General features: G+C 49.1%; 16 protein-coding genes, 1 pseudogene and 1 riboswitch. Of the genes and pseudogenes, 10 read left to right on the plus strand and 7 right to left on the minus strand.

The window, feature by feature from the left end; genetic code table 11:
* From ACE04G_RS25275 to ACE04G_RS25285, 3 genes and pseudogenes are all read left to right on the plus strand, one after another.
* A pseudogene (locus ACE04G_RS25275) lies at positions 1 to 196 on the plus strand (phosphoribosylglycinamide synthetase); the annotation flags it as partial.
* A 239-nt stretch (positions 197 to 435) separates the two neighbouring features.
* Positions 436 to 1,404: a M15 family metallopeptidase gene (locus tag ACE04G_RS25280; protein WP_221825888.1), complete on the plus strand. Its 969-nt coding sequence runs from the start codon at positions 436 to 438 to the stop codon at positions 1,402 to 1,404.
* 232 nt (positions 1,405 to 1,636) lie between these two features.
* A complete protein-coding gene (locus ACE04G_RS25285) occupies positions 1,637 to 2,068 on the plus strand; it encodes a RidA family protein (RefSeq protein WP_221825889.1) in 432 nt (143 codons plus the stop codon).
* Between the two features lie 197 nt (positions 2,069 to 2,265).
* On the opposite strand, the gene ACE04G_RS25290 is transcribed toward ACE04G_RS25285, so the two are convergent.
* On the minus strand, positions 2,266 to 3,336 hold the full coding sequence (locus tag ACE04G_RS25290; protein WP_449005116.1) for a copper amine oxidase N-terminal domain-containing protein: 1,071 nt from the start codon (positions 3,334 to 3,336) through the stop codon (positions 2,266 to 2,268).
* 248 nt (positions 3,337 to 3,584) lie between these two features.
* Between ACE04G_RS25290 and ACE04G_RS25295 the strand changes: the two genes are divergently transcribed.
* The gene (locus ACE04G_RS25295; protein WP_062837317.1) at positions 3,585 to 4,061 is read left to right on the plus strand and encodes a GNAT family N-acetyltransferase; all 477 of its coding nucleotides are present in this window, start codon (positions 3,585 to 3,587) and stop codon (positions 4,059 to 4,061) included.
* A gap of 47 nt (positions 4,062 to 4,108) precedes the next feature.
* Complete coding sequence (locus ACE04G_RS25300) at positions 4,109 to 5,179, plus strand: Gfo/Idh/MocA family protein (protein ID WP_076215533.1); 1,071 nt, start codon at positions 4,109 to 4,111, stop codon at positions 5,177 to 5,179.
* 89 nt (positions 5,180 to 5,268) lie between these two features.
* Here ACE04G_RS25300 and ACE04G_RS25305 read toward each other — a convergent pair whose 3' ends face one another.
* From ACE04G_RS25305 to ACE04G_RS25315, 3 genes are all read right to left on the minus strand, one after another.
* Positions 5,269 to 5,637: a hypothetical protein gene (locus ACE04G_RS25305; RefSeq protein ID WP_449005117.1), complete on the minus strand. Its 369-nt coding sequence runs from the start codon at positions 5,635 to 5,637 to the stop codon at positions 5,269 to 5,271.
* Between the two features lie 95 nt (positions 5,638 to 5,732).
* The gene (locus ACE04G_RS25310; protein WP_221825892.1) at positions 5,733 to 6,050 is read right to left on the minus strand and encodes a hypothetical protein; all 318 of its coding nucleotides are present in this window, start codon (positions 6,048 to 6,050) and stop codon (positions 5,733 to 5,735) included.
* Positions 6,051 to 6,070: 20 nt separating this feature from the next.
* Positions 6,071 to 8,653, minus strand: a complete 2,583-nt coding sequence (locus ACE04G_RS25315) for a UvrD-helicase domain-containing protein (RefSeq protein ID WP_449005118.1) — start codon at positions 8,651 to 8,653, stop codon at positions 6,071 to 6,073.
* A 531-nt stretch (positions 8,654 to 9,184) separates the two neighbouring features.
* On the opposite strand from ACE04G_RS25315, the gene ACE04G_RS25320 reads away from it, so the two are divergent.
* Together ACE04G_RS25320 and ACE04G_RS25325 are read left to right on the plus strand one after the other, a co-directional pair.
* Positions 9,185 to 10,000, plus strand: a complete 816-nt coding sequence (locus ACE04G_RS25320) for a zinc ribbon domain-containing protein (RefSeq protein ID WP_449005119.1) — start codon at positions 9,185 to 9,187, stop codon at positions 9,998 to 10,000.
* A 73-nt stretch (positions 10,001 to 10,073) separates the two neighbouring features.
* Complete coding sequence (locus ACE04G_RS25325; protein ID WP_221825743.1) at positions 10,074 to 10,880, plus strand: TrmB family transcriptional regulator; 807 nt, start codon at positions 10,074 to 10,076, stop codon at positions 10,878 to 10,880.
* 265 nt (positions 10,881 to 11,145) lie between these two features.
* On the opposite strand, the gene ACE04G_RS25330 is transcribed toward ACE04G_RS25325, so the two are convergent.
* Complete coding sequence (locus ACE04G_RS25330; RefSeq protein ID WP_449005120.1) at positions 11,146 to 11,838, minus strand: NUDIX hydrolase; 693 nt, start codon at positions 11,836 to 11,838, stop codon at positions 11,146 to 11,148.
* Positions 11,839 to 11,917: 79 nt separating this feature from the next.
* On the opposite strand from ACE04G_RS25330, the gene ACE04G_RS25335 reads away from it, so the two are divergent.
* On the plus strand, positions 11,918 to 12,220 hold the full coding sequence (locus tag ACE04G_RS25335) for a hypothetical protein (RefSeq protein WP_017690846.1): 303 nt from the start codon (positions 11,918 to 11,920) through the stop codon (positions 12,218 to 12,220).
* Positions 12,221 to 12,461: 241 nt separating this feature from the next.
* Here the strand turns inward: ACE04G_RS25335 and mscL are convergent, their stop codons facing one another.
* Complete coding sequence (mscL, locus tag ACE04G_RS25340) at positions 12,462 to 12,956, minus strand: large conductance mechanosensitive channel protein MscL (protein ID WP_091038329.1); 495 nt, start codon at positions 12,954 to 12,956, stop codon at positions 12,462 to 12,464.
* A 271-nt stretch (positions 12,957 to 13,227) separates the two neighbouring features.
* A riboswitch (purine riboswitch) is annotated at positions 13,228 to 13,327 on the plus strand.
* A gap of 303 nt (positions 13,328 to 13,630) precedes the next feature.
* On the opposite strand from mscL, the gene ACE04G_RS25345 reads away from it, so the two are divergent.
* Both ACE04G_RS25345 and ACE04G_RS25350 read left to right on the plus strand, forming a co-directional pair.
* Complete coding sequence (locus ACE04G_RS25345) at positions 13,631 to 14,218, plus strand: xanthine phosphoribosyltransferase (RefSeq protein ID WP_036613196.1); 588 nt, start codon at positions 13,631 to 13,633, stop codon at positions 14,216 to 14,218.
* 1 nt (position 14,219) lies between these two features.
* Positions 14,220 to 15,581, plus strand: coding sequence for a nucleobase:cation symporter-2 family protein (locus ACE04G_RS25350; RefSeq protein WP_449005121.1), 1,362 nt, complete (start codon positions 14,220 to 14,222; stop codon positions 15,579 to 15,581).
* A gap of 266 nt (positions 15,582 to 15,847) precedes the next feature.
* On the opposite strand, the gene ACE04G_RS25355 is transcribed toward ACE04G_RS25350, so the two are convergent.
* Positions 15,848 to 16,186 carry a DUF4870 domain-containing protein gene (locus ACE04G_RS25355; RefSeq protein ID WP_237177728.1) on the minus strand — a complete coding sequence of 113 codons (339 nt, stop codon included), beginning with the start codon at positions 16,184 to 16,186 and terminating at the stop codon, positions 15,848 to 15,850.
* Between the last annotated feature and the right edge of the window lie 62 nt (positions 16,187 to 16,248).

A 16,248-nucleotide genomic window follows, 5' to 3' on the forward strand; every position in this document is an offset into this window, starting at 1 on the left:
GCACCAGCCGGGGCCGGGCTTTGGGGCCGTTGAGGTGCGCCTTACGCGGCCGGGCAAGCCGCCGGCGTTGCCGGAGCTGACGGCGCTGCTGCCGGGCGTGCCGGCCACCGCAGGGCTGGATTTGATCCGCGAGCGTGTAGCGGCGCGGATGTGGCAGGCTGTCCAGAAGAAGACGGACAGCCCGGCAACCAAATGATGCACGCATCAGAGCGGGGGAGATCTCAGATCACCCCTGCTTGTTTTTATTGCAGCATGTTGCTCTAAAAGTCCAAAAAACGATCATACAGGCTGTACAGCCCGTATATGTTCATTCGGATCTCTTCTAAAGGACGTCTTTACTAGTGGAGCTTCGCTCCCAATTAAGGTATACTGTCGCAGGGAACATTGCATACAACAACTAGACAGCATTTATATTATTGCGATAGGAGTTTTTACATGAAATCAACTACAGGAAGACAGCGCCGCATGGTGGTTATGCTGTCCTCATTGATGATATGCGGAGCATTGCTTACCGCCTGCCAGAACGGCACAGAGGAGAGCCAGAATCCGAATGGAGCAGGTAACACACAACAGGAGTCGGACGGCACAACGGTTCATTTTACGGAGGATAAAGGAACGGGCGGCGACAATGCTGGCGGGGATGACACATCATCTTCTGGCAACAGTGGTGAAGGTGCGGACAGTGAGTCTGGAAATGCTTCAGCGGGTGAAGGGCAGGGCTCTTCGGACGATGGGAATGGGGCGACAGCGGAAGACCCATTGCTGGAGAAACGCAGTATCAGCGCACTGCAAACGACGATTGATGCACAATCCGTGGTGACCAATGCGGAGTCTATGACCGTCATTGTGAACAAGCAACGGAGTCTGCCTGACGGGTACGAGCCGGACGATCTGGTAGAGCCAAATGTACCGTTCTCCTTCGACGAACCACACGAGAAGCGGCATATGCGCAAGGAAGCTGCGGAGGCACTGGAGAAGTTGTTTGCAGGTGCAAAAGCGGACGGCATTGAGCTTCGTGCGGTGTCCGGTTATCGTTCATATCAGCGTCAGGTATCCATCTATAACAATAATGTTAAAACCAAAGGTCAAGAATACACGGATCGCGTGAGCTCTGTGCCGGGCCGAAGCGAACATCAGACGGGGCTTGCCATTGATGTATCCAGCCCGAGTGTGGGCAATGTGCTGGAAGAGGTATTTGGCACATCAAAGGAAGGCCAGTGGTTGGCTGAACACGCTGCAGAATACGGATATGTCATCCGTTATCTGCAAGGTGAAGAAGATACCACAGGGTACGTCTATGAGCCTTGGCATATCCGGTACATCGGTACAGATTTGGCACCGGATGTGGCGAAGAGTGGGTTAACTCTGGAAGAATACTTCGATGAGGCTAATATCAAGTTGTAATTTGGATGTTTCATCCTTAAAGAAAAAGAAAAGATACTAATTCTCATAAATCCCCGAATGAACCCTCCTTGATCTAACCATGGGCAGTCATTCAGGGGATTTTTTTCTGTGCAAAAATGTTAATGGAGTTAAGATAGAATTAAACTTGATTCCATTGTCCGAGATGATGGGGGACTGATATAATTCATGTTTATCCGAAGAGACAAATACAACCAAAGCGAGGGACGAGAGAATGAGCAGACAGCAGGTATTTACCGGTTCCCCATGGGAACCGTTGGTGGGATATTGCCGTGCCATCCGTGTAGGGAACCGAATTGAAGTGGCGGGTACAACCGCGATGCAAGATGGTGTAGTTGTTGGGGCAGGTGATCCGTACGCACAGACAAGGTTCGTTTTGCAGACGATCGAGAATGCACTGAAAGAACTGGGGGCTGACATGTCGCATGTGGTGAGAACCCGGATGTATGTTACCGATATCTCCAGATGGGAGGAAGTTGGCAAGGCGCACGGTGAATTTTTTGGACAGATCCAGCCTGTAGCCACCATGGTTGAAGTTAGCGCACTCATTGATCCCTTGTTGATGGTTGAGATTGAAGTGGAAGCGATCGTTGAAGATGAAGATAAACCGGGAATAATTGTATCGCTAAATAGTCACAAAAAATAACTCCATAAACTAAAAAACAACCTTATCCATGCCTGTCAGAAGACAGGCGGATAAGGTTGTTTTGATTAGACTAGCCGTATAGCTGCTGGCTGGTCATCGTGATGCGTTACAAGCCTTACATCACTTGCCAGAAGATACATGCGGTTTGCAATATACAGTCTCAGCATATGTTTAACCCGCGCTTTTCACAAACCGTATTATTTCGCTTCCAGCTCTGTTGCAGGTGTTTCAACAACCACTTTCCAAGCTGTTCCAATTGGAGGCAGGCTGCGTGTCAACACAGGGCTGTAGAACCCAATGACTTTAGCGCCTTTGGTCAGTTCTTCAGCTTTTACCGTTTCACCTTCGTGGTTCACGATCAGTGTGTCTTTGTCGATGTTCAGCACGACATGGTCAGGAGCTGTTTCTGTTAACCGTGTACCTGTGATTTCAATCTGTGAGATGCTGCCTTCAGCTGTTTTTACATTTTCAATTGTACCCGCTGTGCCCAGAAGCTCTTTAGGTTGTGCCTCAGATGCTGTAGCCGCATCCAGTACAGTGACTGTATAGGTTGGCGTTTGTGGTGGCAGACTGCGAGTAGTGATCAGGGAATGCTCAGCTTCCACGTTCATGCCAATGGCCAGATCAGTCAGTGCAATCTCTTTCCCCTCAACTGAGATGAATTTTGTCTCATCGCTCAGATTGAGCACAATACCATCCGTACCTGCACCGCCAATCTGGATGGACTTATATTTATCTTGGTTCGAGATTCTGGTAATTACACCACGTTCAGTAACCGTCTTCACGTCCTCTTCACTGGAGATCGTCACCTGATTTCCTGTTGTGTTCACTTGTCCATGCAGTGCTTTCTCAGCAAAAGAAACCGGTACATACAATTTGCCGCCTGTGATTTCGGGCGCTGTGCCCAGTGTGAGCAGCATTTTATTCACAGAATATTGATCCTTGCCTGTGATTACCTGTGTCCAGAGAGCACCACGAGTCAGCTCTGCAGTTTTAGTTTCTTTATTCCATTCCAGTTCAATACCCAGTGCGTCGGTAAGATCACGCAGCGGGATCATGGCTACTTTGCCATCCTTGTTCCAATAACCATCAGAGATGGATGCACCATTCACGGATACGTTTACTACACTCACTGCGTTACTATCTGCTGAAACGGATGTTTGATGGAGTGGTTGTGTGTTGTCCAGTGTTGCGGCATAAGCGGCTCCGCCACCCAATGCCATGGATAGGGCCATCAGTGCACTTACTTTTTTCATGTTGTTGTTCATCAATATTCATCCCTTCTAATCTGTGTACTGTCGCGGTAAAATCTTCCTTAGGGCCGCGCTTCAAGTTAATAGACGGGACAAATCGTCTAAGTGTTGCAGTTGAAATGCAATGAACGTAAGCGGTAGGTTATTTTAAATTAGAAATATCGCTTGTATTGCAGGTTATCCGCAGCAGGATCAGGTTAATTTCAGGTAGTGGCCAAACCATTGTCCTATTTCACATTCAAGTACGAGGAGGAACGGATTAGATGAGTGATATGTTGGTAGCGCTCTATCGTTTGCCGGAGCAAGAGAGTGGACTGAGAACGCTGGAGGAATCCTCCATTGTGATTCGTAGAGCCATTGCGCCAGAAAAACAGCTTGTACTGGATTGGGTGAGGTCACATTTTAGTCAGGCATGGGTGGATGAATGTGAGGTCGCTTTTGCGCGTCAGCCGGTGTCTTGTTATATTGCGGTTGAGCATGGGAAAATGATTGGTTTTGCCTGTTACGAAGCGACATGCCGCAACTTCTTTGGACCCACAGGTGTGAGCCAGGATGCACGTGGCAAAGGTGTAGGCACAGCCTTGTTACTGGCCTGTATGCATGCGATGAAGGCGGATGGGTACGGGTATGCCATTATCGGATCAGCGGGACCTGTGGATTTCTATGCCCGAACATTGGGTGCCGTGAAGATCGAAAATTCAACGCCGGGTATTTACGAGGGTATGCTGCGGGCAGACTAGACGATAATGATGTTCTGGAAGTTGTGGAAAAGGAAGGGAGGACGATGATGAGCACGAAACAAATGTTGCACATCGGAATGATTGGTACAGGATCAATCTCGGATCTTCATATGAGGTGTTATGCCAAAAACGAGGATGCCGTCATCTATGCCATCTGCGATCTGAACGAAGAACGGGCTAAGGCTGCTGCGCAGAAGTACGATGCTCAATCCGTGTACACCGATTATCGGGAGATGCTGGAGGACCCGCATGTGGATGCTGTCAGTATCTGTACCTGGAATAATACACATGCCGAATTTGCCATTGCTGCACTGGAGGCAGGTAAGCATGTGTTGCTGGAGAAACCGGTCGCAACCAATGTGGAAGATGCGCTCCGGATTGAAGAAGCGGTGAAGAAGAGCGGACGTACGTTTATCGTGGGATTTGTGCGGCGGTATGATAACAATATGCAGATGATGCGCAGATTCATTGATGCCGGGGAGTTTGGTGAACTGTATTATGCCAAAGCTTCCATTCTGCGGCGTCACGGCAATCCAGGCGGTTGGTTTGCTGATAAAAGCCGTTCCGGCGGTGGTCCCCTGATTGATCTCGGCGTACATATTATTGACCAGTGTTGGTACCTCATGGGCAAGCCGAAACCTGTTTCGGTCAGTGGTAATACGTATCGGAAGTTGGGCAATCGTGCCCATATCGAACATCTTTCTTTTTACAAAGCAGCCGACTACAGCGCAGCTGTGAATGACGTGGAAGATATGGCGAATGCACTTATTCGGTTTGAGAACGGGGCTTCGCTGGCGGTGGATGTGAGCTTTACCCTGCATGCACGCGGAGATGAATCTTCGGTGAAATTATACGGCGAGCGTGGTGGGTTCGAACTGGAGCCGGAGACACTGATCGTCACGGAGAAAAATAATACCATCCTGAATATTGAACCCCAGACGGACAATACGGGTCTCCATATTCATAGTGCATTCCAGAACCAGATTGACCACTTTGTGGATTGCTGCCTGAACGGTACAGAGCCGATCAGCCCAATTGCGGATGGCGTGGCTTCCACGCGCATGTTGTGCGGAATCTATGAATCGGCTGAGAAAGGGCAGGAGATTCGTCTGGATTGAGTCCATTTTACATGGCCGTTGTCCTTCATCATATTAAAAAGCATGCGTCTTCCGCGTGATCTGCGGTTACGCATGCTTTTTGGCATCAGTCATTTATTCAGTGGTGAATTCTCGTACCCGGGGTCATCATAATCCGTATCCTGCAGCCTTGGGAGCACGTTCATGCTTTCAATTGCCTGCCGGGTATCCGGCGTGCCATGGTCATACAGAAAGGTATACAGCAAGGTCATGCCATCCGAAAATTGCTCTGTTGCCTCATCGTGGTCTGCTGATTTGTAGGGTACGGGAGCCCGTTGCAATGTATAGGCATCGTCATCCTCCAGCACCTTCATCAGATCTTTTAATCGGCCCAACTGTTCGTCATCCACTAATACCTCAAAGGGTGTAGATTCGTTCTTTGTTTGCTCAATAAGATTATGAGTTACCGATACATACAGATGTTGTTTGTCGTCCTGCATAATCCAACCCCCATTCTGAAATGGAAAAAACACGCTTCTACTGTTAATAAACAGCAAAAAGCGCCCTGAAACGAGCTACTATGCTCGTGTGTTATTTATTCATCCACATGTTCAGTCACATATGACCAGCCATTACCTTTTCCTTCTAATCGACTTTGTTCAAAAAAATCAATTCCATCTACTGTAATACTGACTGACACGAGAGATGGTTCATCTTTAACGGGATTAACGACGATGAACCCTTTATCCAATAGATAAGTAATGGTTCTAAGTCGCTCAATATGTGCTTGTGGAAAAAGTTTTTCTTTGGGAGCGATATAAGCGGGATTTTCGGTAAACCAAATATCGTACAATTCCTGTAGGGTGTCGAATCTTTCTTGAATCCGCTCTTTAATAATCATCTCTAACTTCATAAGGGACCTCTTCCTTTGAGTTATTTCCCAAATCTCCCCGTTACGGGAACTTGGCGGGTGCCAGCCTCCATCGATCCTGAACACAGGGGACAGGCGGGAGGGCCTGAGGATGCCTTCTTGGTTGCTTTTGAAGGCACAGCCGGCTTCTGTCTTAGCCAAGCTTTACAGGTGGATGAACTACACTTCCAGACCGCAACGGTCTCCGTACGCTCAGCATTACCTGAACCTGAAGTGTGCGAATGTGAACTGGAGGAACTTGCAGCTGTTGGACTCAGACCTGTGGTGCTGAATGCCTTATGGTTGCGAATCTCCCCACTACCACGCCGTTCACCGAGGCGATCCTCATCACGTTCGTTGTGGACCTCGTAGTCACGACGGTCACTGTGGCTGATGGCACGACGCTGTGCTGCATCCCGACCTTCTGAACGGGCACCTGAGCCGGACGAGCGGGCATACTGTCCGTTGCCTTTACCATATGAAGCCTGACTGCTCGTCCGGCTCTCCTCACGAGGTTTGCGTTTGTCCGGTACTTCCATGCCGAAGGCTTCAAGCAGGAAGCGGGACACATCCGCTGGTTTTCCGTGATGGCTCGCCGGTGAGGTGACATACAAGTACTGCTTGGCCCGTGTGATGGCAACGTAGGCGAGCCTGCGTTCTTCCTCCAGCGCCATGTCCAGTTCGGCATCTGTCTGCTGCATAGCAAGCGCAGCTTTCTGATCCTCGGGAATATCCTGGCGAAGTGCTGTACTGTGAGGCACAATGCCTTCACTGGCTCCAATCCAGTACACACAAGGGAACTCCAATCCTTTGGCCCGGTGGATCGTCATCAGCTGTACCGCGTCACTGTCCTGTGCGCGGCGCAAAGATTCCATCTCACGGTGTCTGCGGGACAGCTCATCCGCGAATTGAATGAACTCTTCTACCGTTTCGAATTTTTTGACGGCAGCTTCGAATTCATCCAGGGTTTCCAGCATCGTTTCCTTATAGTGGGTGAAGATGCTGGGATCACCACTTTCCATATACTTGTCGTAGAACTGCCTGCGCATCTCCTGAATGGCGATGATGGGTTTTAGTTTGTGCAGTGATTTGATCAGTTTGATGCGTTCTTTGACCTGTTCCTGCTGGAATGGTTTCAGCTTTTCCCATTTCACCAGATGGATGAGCGGATATTTCTTCGCCTGTTGTTGTTCACAACGCTGTATCCATTCCAGACCCGCATCGCGTGAGACGTAGAGCGGACCCAGTGCACTTGGAAGAGCATCCATGGCTCGTGGGTCAAGGGACAGACGCAGATGATCCATCAGGGGTCTGATGAGAGACTGGTCATAGAACACCGGAGAAGCACCATGCTGTACAAAAGGCACGTCTTTCAAAACAAGCTGCTCAAATACAGCCCGGCTGCTGCTTGCAGTTCGGTGAAGAATCGCAATATCGCGATAGGTGTGTTGTCCTTCTTCAACTTGCTGGCACAGCTGGTTTACGACCCACGCCGCTTCTTCCTCTGCATTGGAAGGTGTAGCGAAACGGGGCGCATCGCCGCGGTTTCCGGCGGCACGCAGCCGTTTGTCACGTCTGCGTTTATTGCGGGCGACCAGTTCACTTCCGAGTCCCAGAATGCGTGCATCACTACGATAATTAATATCCAGCGTCACGATGCGTGCACCTGGGTATACTTTATCGAATTCCAAAATCGATTCCTGGCGTGCGCCATTGAAGGTATAGATCGTCTGGTCATCGTCTCCCACAACCATCAGGTTGCGGTGGGCGGAAGCCAGTTTTTGTACAATCTCATATTGCAGATGATTGGTGTCCTGGAACTCATCCACCATAATGTACTGGAAACGTTTTTGAAGCGGCCCTAGAACAGCAGGATCACGAAGCAACGCGGCTGCCCGCAGTAAAATATCATCAAAATCCATTTTGCCGCGATCCTGCTTCCAGGCTTCGTAACCAAGAAGAACACGCTTGGCATCGCGTTCTTCCTGTGATTTCTCAGGCAGATCGGTTGTTTCCGATCCTTGCATCTTCCATGCGGACAGCATGGCCAGCAGACTTTCGGGCTGGAAGGCTTCACTCATGCCATTTTGGCGAAGAAGCATCTTCAGCACCGTATGCTGAGCCCGCGACTCGCCAAAGATCTCTTCCTGCACACCGTAATGACGCAATAATGTCAGCGCAAAAGAGTGGAAGGTGCGAGCCTGTACGGCTCTCGCGGCTGCCGGGCGTATACCTGGCAAAGCCGCAATCCGGTCTTTCATCTCGGTGGCGGCCTTGTTGGTGAACGTCACCAGCAGGATGCTGCCTGCATGTACGCCACTGACCTCTATGAGGTAACCGGCTCTTGCAGCCAGCACAGTTGTTTTGCCACAGCCGGCTCCGGCGAGCGTCAGAATGGGTCCTCTGCCGTGACGGACTGCCGAGATTTGTGGTGCGTTTAACTTGATACCTGCCTCTTCCAGCGAGCGAAAATAAAAGGCATCCTGTTGATCATTGCCCACGAGTTGTCGACTGGTCTGCAGCGGAGCAGACGGGGACTGGGGCAGGGATGCCGCCGGGGTAACCCCGAGCGGACGGGGGTAGAACGTTGAGTTCGGACTTAACATGTTTCATCCACCTCTGTATGCATTCAGGGATAGGACTATCCCGGCTAAAAGTAAACCATTTGCCCTTTTCACAATCACATTGTAAATTGGTATGATAGAGTTAGTCGCCTAATTAGGCGGTTAAGTATGGTCAAAGCTTCATTATACCCGAACGTAAGGTCTTGACGAAAGCCCCCGATTTCATCCAGTATCGGTATAAAACGGGCACCTGCACGAGATTACGCAACTTTTTGGCATGATTTCGTATAAGTTATATGCCTGAGCATTTTGCATGAAGGATGTAATATGCTAATTTACCACAAGTATGTGTTCAAAAAGTCTGGTTTTCAGTACCGAGAAGATGGAATGAAGCTAGAAATGGAGTAGCGGAGCGTAGGGAAAACTACGTGAGCAACGGACATTTCGGCTGAATGCCATATTCGATGCTGAGGATGCCACTGGCATCCTTCGTAATCAAAAGCGGACTTTTTGAATAACCTCTAAAATTTGAAATGATAATATTGGTTTTGACGGGACAGAGGAGGAATGGTCATGAAACTGCTTCAGCGCATCAAAGACGGAGCGAACAAAGCAACAGAGCGTGCCCAGCACGCCGTTGAGATTGGGAAATTGAACAACCAGATTGTGGGCTTGCAACAGGAACAGGAAGTCCATTTTACAGATATGGGTCGCATCTTCTATGAGGGTTATCGGGCACAGGATATGACGCGTGCAGAAAAAGAGATGGTGGATCTGTCGCAGCTCTGCGACGAATTGCAGGACGAGATTGATGGTCTGCGCAACAAGATTGCACAACTCAAGAACGAACGGTTGTGCGAGTGTGGACACGTCGCTTCCCTGGATGCCAACTTCTGCCCTAAATGCGGACGCAAGTTGGGTGAACTCAAGACACCAGCACCTAAAGTAGGAGCAGCAGGAGTCGCAGGAGCCACCACAGCCGCGAGACAGGAGGCAGCTGTAGCTCAGACCCAGACTCCAGAGCCGGACTTCTACGATGCGCCACCTGAGTTGGAATTGGAGGAAGATGAGCCGTATCATACGGTCATTCCGTCCATAGCGGATCTGGAAACGGAATCGGAATATAACAGTACGGAATTTACCCAGGAAGAAAAGGAAGCGTTCGATGCGGAGTGGGAACGTCGCAGAGATGAAGAGATGCAACGGGAACGTGAGCGTCAGCAGGAGCTGGACGAACGCATCCGTTACTGGAAAGAAAATAACCCGATTGTGAACACGGTGGACGTACAGACCGAAGTATCACGCGAAATGGTGAATTGTCAGATTTGTGCAGCCGAGCTGCCCAAAGGTTCGAAGTGGTGCCCGCGCTGTGGTGCCGAACAGATCTGATCTGATGCAGTAGAAGCACTGCTGCATCATTGTGAGGCAGTGCGGGTTGCTGACAGCATGGGGGGACGGGAATATGGACCAACTGCTGCATCATTTGCGTCATCTTGGGTTTACCGAGATGGAATCTAAAATTATGGTGGAACTCGCCCGTCAGGGATCAGCCTCAGGCTATGAGGTTGCGAAGCGGCTTGGCGTGTCCCGTTCCAATGTATATGCGACCCTGCAACGGCTGGAACAGCGTGGATTCTTGCGGTGTAGTCCGGGGGAACCGGCGAAGTATAGTGTGCTGAAGCCGGAGGAGATGACACGCATGATCTCTGATCAAATGCGTACCTCGCTGGATTATGTCCAGAGCAGCATGCCTAAGAGTGAACCGGAGAAACCTGTCTTCTATAACGTCGAAGGGGACAAAAATGTGTTTGAGAATCTGAGCCGTGAGTTGGCTGAGGCTCAGCATGAGATTGTCGTAGACGTTTGGCGTGAAGAGGCAGAGTTGCTGCGTAATGACTTACAGCAGGCTGAAGCTCGCGGTGTGCGGTTGTTATGGTCGTGTGATGGTGGCGAAGGCATGCTCGATCAGCCTGTTCCTTTGCCGGGTCTGCCTTTGTACGGCACAGGTAATGGTCGGAAATTCTCTCTGGTGGTGGACCGCCGCTGGTGCATGCTAGGCATGCGAGGGGAATCATGCGCCACACAGGCAGTGGTGACGGAGCATCCAGTAATGACCGGACTGCTGCTGAATCATTTTGCTCAAGAGCTGGTGTTGTACGAATTGGAACAGGATATGGGTGAGGAACTGGAGTCCCGTTATGGGCACCGGTACGAAGAACTCTCTGCGCGTTATTGGTCTTCTCCTTCAGGAGAGGGTGAACAGAGCTAGACAGATCGGCGACTAATTCACCTCTGATGGAGCATGCCAGCACAAAGGTACCTATCTTGATGAAACGAATACGTGTGTACATAAAGCAGGCGTTGCCCGCAGGCAGTCGCCTGTTTGTGCTGGTTTGAGATATGACAGTGATGTTCGTCACAGCATCTGTTCCCAGTCAAGTCGATAGTAAAGGTATGAAGTTATGCTATTTTTGAGAAAATGAAGCTATGAACATTCGATTGAACTGGATCGGGTTGAACAAGATTGTACGTGATCAATCTTTGGGCACGTGATACAGAGCTTCCAGCACATCCGTATAATAAGCTGTGCCATGAGGCACGAATTCTGCTGCCCGAATCTCGCGAACGATACGTTCCGGATCATCAGCTGCATGATCACTTAATGGGTCCTTATGACCGATGGAATGTGGTGGTGATGTCAATGGCTGGGTCTGAACTCCGGTAGCTTGAATCACGTCGATCTCATTACGAAACAAAGCGAGTAGATCATCCAGCGGAACTTCATACAGGCTATCCACCTCGCTGGGCTGCAGAACGTAGGCTTCGAGCGGCTGGTTCAGACATAGTCCATAGACGGCACTGAATTCCCGATCTATGAATGGAACACCACGCACCTCTCCTTGGAGTTGCTGTGTAGCTGTGAGTAGATAGGTTAGTGCATCGAAAGATACATGGACACCCAGTTCTTCCTCCAGCTCACGACTGGCGTCTTGCAGTTGTTCACCTGCGGTGAGATGACCTGCTGCTGTAATGTCGTAACATCCGGGGAAGGTATCCTTAATATCACGTCGCCGCTGAAAAAGAACCTGTCGTTGCTCGCCTTTGTCACGCACGATCCAGCAGTGGAATGAACGGTGCCAATATCCTTTGGCATGGACCTCGCTGCGTAGTGAAGTGCCGATCCAATTTTGCTGATCGTCATAAATGTCGAAACGTTCTGGGGTCATGAAACGTATCTCCTTATATAGCAGTTTTTAAAGTTCAAAATTTCACAAAGTATGTTTTAAACGAAAGGGGAACCATCGTATGGAATGCATTGTACACTTTCAGGTGATTTATCCGCAACCTCAGGAACGTAAAAGTCTTAGAGGACTTATATTTGTAGGGCAAGGTCAGGAACCGGCTAACAGTCAGTTAAGCAGCATGTTTAAGGATATGGGATTTAATGTACGTTTGGAAGATGAGGCACAGTTGTTGTTCAAGCCAGTGGATGCTTCGGCAAACTTTGAATATATTCGTGTGACAGAGCTTGATACTGGGGAAGAAGTTTACAAAGAAGATAAAGATCTGAAGTCGATCCTGGAGCATTTGCTGCCACGCCGTTTCTAATTCATGAGCATGGCCGCGAATGAAATTCATGGGGGAGCATATGTAATACATGTATGATAGGCACAAAAAAGGCCCCACCTTTACGGTGGAACCTTCAAACCTTTAACCTACGCAACCCATTGTTAATGAAGCCCATATGGCTAGCTTTTCATACATACACCCTAGCAAGTAAGAGGTTGTCCCCCGCATCAGGATTTAGATCCGTAATTCAACTCGGTGCGTCTTTAAACGTTCATTGTGATTATGCTAGAGCGCCGGTTCCTTCTGCTTCCAGTTCTGAAGTACAGTGCGAGCAGCGGGTAGCCGCGGCTGGAATTTCCGATAGGCAATACTTGCAAGCCTTGGTCGTTTTTTGCGGCTCGGGCTTTTTGTGTTCTTTGCTTTTGATGTAGTTGATACCTTTAACAAGCATGAAAATACAGAAAGCAACGATAATAAAATCAATCATGACGTTGATGAACTGCCCGTAAGCAATTACGGTTGCGCCAGCTTCGTTGGCTTGTGCTAATGTCTTGATTTCCTGCCCGCTGGCGGTTTTCATATCCCAATCCAGATTGAAAATCTTCTGGCTGAAATCAACCCCTCCAAGCAGTTTTCCAACCGGGGGCATGATGATATCATTCACAAGGGATGTGACGATTTTACCAAAAGCAGCCCCGATAATAACACCGACCGCCAGATCGATGACGTTGCCGCGGACGGCAAATTCCTTGAATTCTTTAAGTACGCCTTTCATGTTTGCATATCTCCTTTGATCATTCAATTCAAAATATAGGCCGCGGTTCCATCCATTCTCCGTTCAGTTCCGCGCTTCCGTTCTCATATTGTACATAAAAAAGTGATTCCAATCACCCCCTGTTTGCAAATTAAGACAAGTTTCCGCAACTTCCATGAAAATACTTCTTTATTTCACGCCGCCGATTCGGTATACTTCTAACATTGTCAGTTATGTTTAACCATTTATATTCAGGTTCGCGATCATACATTGTAACGAATCATGGAGCCAAAAAATTAAATATGCCGTTACTCGTATATGTGCAGGAATAGGCCTGCATGTCTCTACCCGATCACCGGAATGATCGGACTACGGGAAAGATGTTGTAATGTTTTGTATGGTTGGCATGAGATCATTCATTCTCAGGGCAGTTTGACAGAAGAGCAGGTTCAAGTGGTTTATCTGTTTCCGATTACACTGTTTGAGGTTTCTCACAACAGGATTGAACTCTTGTCATTCTGTCCATCCAGCACACTTGCAGCATCCATACGGCTTGTCCATATATGTACAAGTCCGTCTTTCCCGTCTCCGGTTATTCCGCAGCGTGTGAAAAGGCGGGCTTTTTGCTTTTTTACCATGCGATTGGAAGAGCTTGTAAGCTACTGTGCGGAGGGCATTCAGGGGGAAGAATTACAATGCAATTGTTAAAAGACAAGGTAAGACAGGAAGGCATTGTCCTGTCCGAGCAAGTACTCAAAGTGGATTCATTCCTGAACCACCAGATGGACCCGGTTTTGATGAAGGAAGTGGGCAAGGAATTCATTCGCCGCTTTGAAGGTGAGAATATCACACGTGTGCTGACAATTGAGTCGTCAGGGATCGCACCGGGCATCATGACTGCGTTGGAGCTTAACGTGCCGCTGATCTTTGCTCGGAAGCAGAAGTCGCTCACACTGACAGAAGACATTCTGGTGGAGAAGGTCTACTCCTTCACGAAGCAGGAGACCAATGAAATTACCGTTGCCAAGAAATTCATGAAGCCTGGTGATCGTGTGCTGATCATTGATGATTTTCTGGCGAATGGTGAAGCAGCATTTGGTCTGGCTCGCATTGTGGAGCAGGTTGGAGCCGAAGTGGTGGGTATCGGTATTGTTATTGAGAAAGCATTCCAGCCGGGAGGTCGCTTGCTGAAAGAAGCAGGATACCGAGTGGAATCGCTGGTTCGTATCGGGGCACTGTCGGATGGACAGGTTACATTTGCGGACGAGGAGGGCACGAACTAATATGGCACGCGAGCGTATTTTTCAACGGCATCGGCATCCAATCAAAACGTTCTCCCTCGGACTACAGCATGTGCTTGCGATGTATGCAGGAGCCGTCGTTGTCCCATTGATCGTTAGTAACGCATTGGGTTTTACACAGGAACAACTAACCTATCTCATTGCCATTGACCTGCTCGCATGTGGTGTGGCTACACTGCTTCAGGTATGGGGAAATAAATATTTCGGCGTAGGGCTGCCTGTCATGCTCGGTTGTGCATTCCAGGCCGTGTCTCCGATGATCCTGATCGGGATGAACAGTGGAGTATCTGCCATTTACGGAGCGATCATCGCTTCAGGGCTGTTCGTATTGATCTTCTCTGGAATCTTTGGGAAGCTTATTCGGCTCTTTCCACCCGTGGTTACGGGTTCGGTGGTTACGATCATCGGTTTGACCTTGATTCCGGTTGCTTTCCACGATCTGGGCGGCGGTCAGGGGTCAGAAGATTTCGGCAGCGGAGTTAATCTCATGCTCGGTTTCGGCGTGTTGCTCTTTATCATTCTAATGACTCGATTCACAACCGGTTTTATCCGTTCCATCTCGGTACTGATTGGTCTGCTGGTAGGTACAGTGGCAGCAGGGTTCATGGGTGAGGTTAATTTTGCACCTATTCGCGATGCAAGTTGGTTCCACGTTGTTCAGCCGTTTTACTTCGGCAGACCGACGTTTGAGATTGTACCGATTCTGACGATGATTCTGGTGGCGATTGTCAGCGTGGCAGAGTCCACAGGTGTATTTATGGCTCTTGGCAAAATCCTGGACAAGGACTTGTCCTCCAAGGATCTGGCCCGTGGTTATCGTGCGGAAGGTCTGGCTATTGTGTTAGGCGGTATTTTCAACTCATTCCCGTATACAACGTATTCGCAAAATGTAGGACTGGTACAGATGACACGTGTGAAGACGCGTGATGTCATTGTGGTGGCTGGTGGAATCCTGGTGGTCATTGGATTTGTACCCAAAATTGCAGCCCTCGCACAGCTCGTTCCAGGGGCAGTACTTGGCGGAGCTATGGTGGCCTTGTTTGGCATGGTGGTATCATCAGGCATTCGAATTATCGGCAGTCAGGTTGATCTGAACCGACATGAGAATCTGTTTGTCATCGCTTGTTCTGTAGGTATGGGGCTTGGGGTTACCGTTGTGCCTGAGTTGTTCGCAGGTGCACCGGCTTGGGCTCAGATTATGCTCGGTAATGGTATCATTGCAGGCAGTTTCACGGCGATCTTCATGAACCTGCTGTTTAATGGTCTGGGCACCAAGGAAACAGCTGCCAAGATGGCTGAACAACAGGCAGATGCCATCCTTGGAGAGGCGGGCAAGTCAGCTTAATTAGCCGAATTAGGCCAGGCTTTTCGTGCAGCAGGATTGTTATGTTAACTGTTTTTAATAGACGATTCACAAGATGAATAATGAATCAGGTTAATCATGATGATATACAGCATGAATGGTTTATGATATACATCGTTTATGCTATGAATGTTCCAGCGCATGAACGAATGAAAGAGACACTTTTAGATGCGAAACACCGAAGATACAGGCTCAACAGAGTTGTGTCTTCGGTGTTTTTTGTTTTATTTAACTATGATGAGCGGGGATTACAGATGACGCAACTGTTTCTCTGCAAAATCGCCAACCCACGGCAGTTTTAGCCACTTCCCCTGCAGGCTGGTAACGACCATAACCAGCCAGACCACTACACCGAGCAGGGATAGCAGCGATGCCACCAGTGGTCCGAACAACGGAAGGAAAGCTGATAATACATGCCCGACCATAATGATGCCAAAGACCGTTACAGATTGCAGTGCATGAAATAACACAAACCGACTCCGCTTCTCCACAGCGAGAAAGACAATCCCACCTACAAAGGTAAACAGATAACAAAGCATGCCAGCAATATTTTCATCCAGACCGCTAGACGATTTCATGGGGGACATCCGGTCCAGCCTCCTTTGACCTTTTTAACTAGGCTATGAGAGAGGTGGACAGAACTGAACCG

It is taken from the genome of Paenibacillus sp. AGC31, assembly GCF_057334655.1.

Coding starts and splice junctions, on each gene's coding strand:
- ACE04G_RS25280 (WP_221825888.1), top strand. CDS start 436: ATGAAATCAACTACAGGAAGACAGCGCCGCATGGTGGTTATGCTGTCC.
- ACE04G_RS25285 (WP_221825889.1), top strand. CDS start 1,637: ATGAGCAGACAGCAGGTATTTACCGGTTCCCCATGGGAACCGTTGGTG.
- ACE04G_RS25290 (WP_449005116.1), bottom strand. CDS start 3,336: ATGAACAACAACATGAAAAAAGTAAGTGCACTGATGGCCCTATCCATG.
- ACE04G_RS25295 (WP_062837317.1), top strand. CDS start 3,585: ATGAGTGATATGTTGGTAGCGCTCTATCGTTTGCCGGAGCAAGAGAGT.
- ACE04G_RS25300 (WP_076215533.1), top strand. CDS start 4,109: ATGAGCACGAAACAAATGTTGCACATCGGAATGATTGGTACAGGATCA.
- ACE04G_RS25305 (WP_449005117.1), bottom strand. CDS start 5,637: ATGCAGGACGACAAACAACATCTGTATGTATCGGTAACTCATAATCTT.
- ACE04G_RS25310 (WP_221825892.1), bottom strand. CDS start 6,050: ATGAAGTTAGAGATGATTATTAAAGAGCGGATTCAAGAAAGATTCGAC.
- ACE04G_RS25315 (WP_449005118.1), bottom strand. CDS start 8,653: ATGTTAAGTCCGAACTCAACGTTCTACCCCCGTCCGCTCGGGGTTACC.
- ACE04G_RS25320 (WP_449005119.1), top strand. CDS start 9,185: ATGAAACTGCTTCAGCGCATCAAAGACGGAGCGAACAAAGCAACAGAG.
- ACE04G_RS25325 (WP_221825743.1), top strand. CDS start 10,074: ATGGACCAACTGCTGCATCATTTGCGTCATCTTGGGTTTACCGAGATG.
- ACE04G_RS25330 (WP_449005120.1), bottom strand. CDS start 11,838: ATGACCCCAGAACGTTTCGACATTTATGACGATCAGCAAAATTGGATC.
- ACE04G_RS25335 (WP_017690846.1), top strand. CDS start 11,918: ATGGAATGCATTGTACACTTTCAGGTGATTTATCCGCAACCTCAGGAA.
- mscL (WP_091038329.1), bottom strand. CDS start 12,956: ATGAAAGGCGTACTTAAAGAATTCAAGGAATTTGCCGTCCGCGGCAAC.
- ACE04G_RS25345 (WP_036613196.1), top strand. CDS start 13,631: ATGCAATTGTTAAAAGACAAGGTAAGACAGGAAGGCATTGTCCTGTCC.
- ACE04G_RS25350 (WP_449005121.1), top strand. CDS start 14,220: ATGGCACGCGAGCGTATTTTTCAACGGCATCGGCATCCAATCAAAACG.
- ACE04G_RS25355 (WP_237177728.1), bottom strand. CDS start 16,186: ATGTCCCCCATGAAATCGTCTAGCGGTCTGGATGAAAATATTGCTGGC.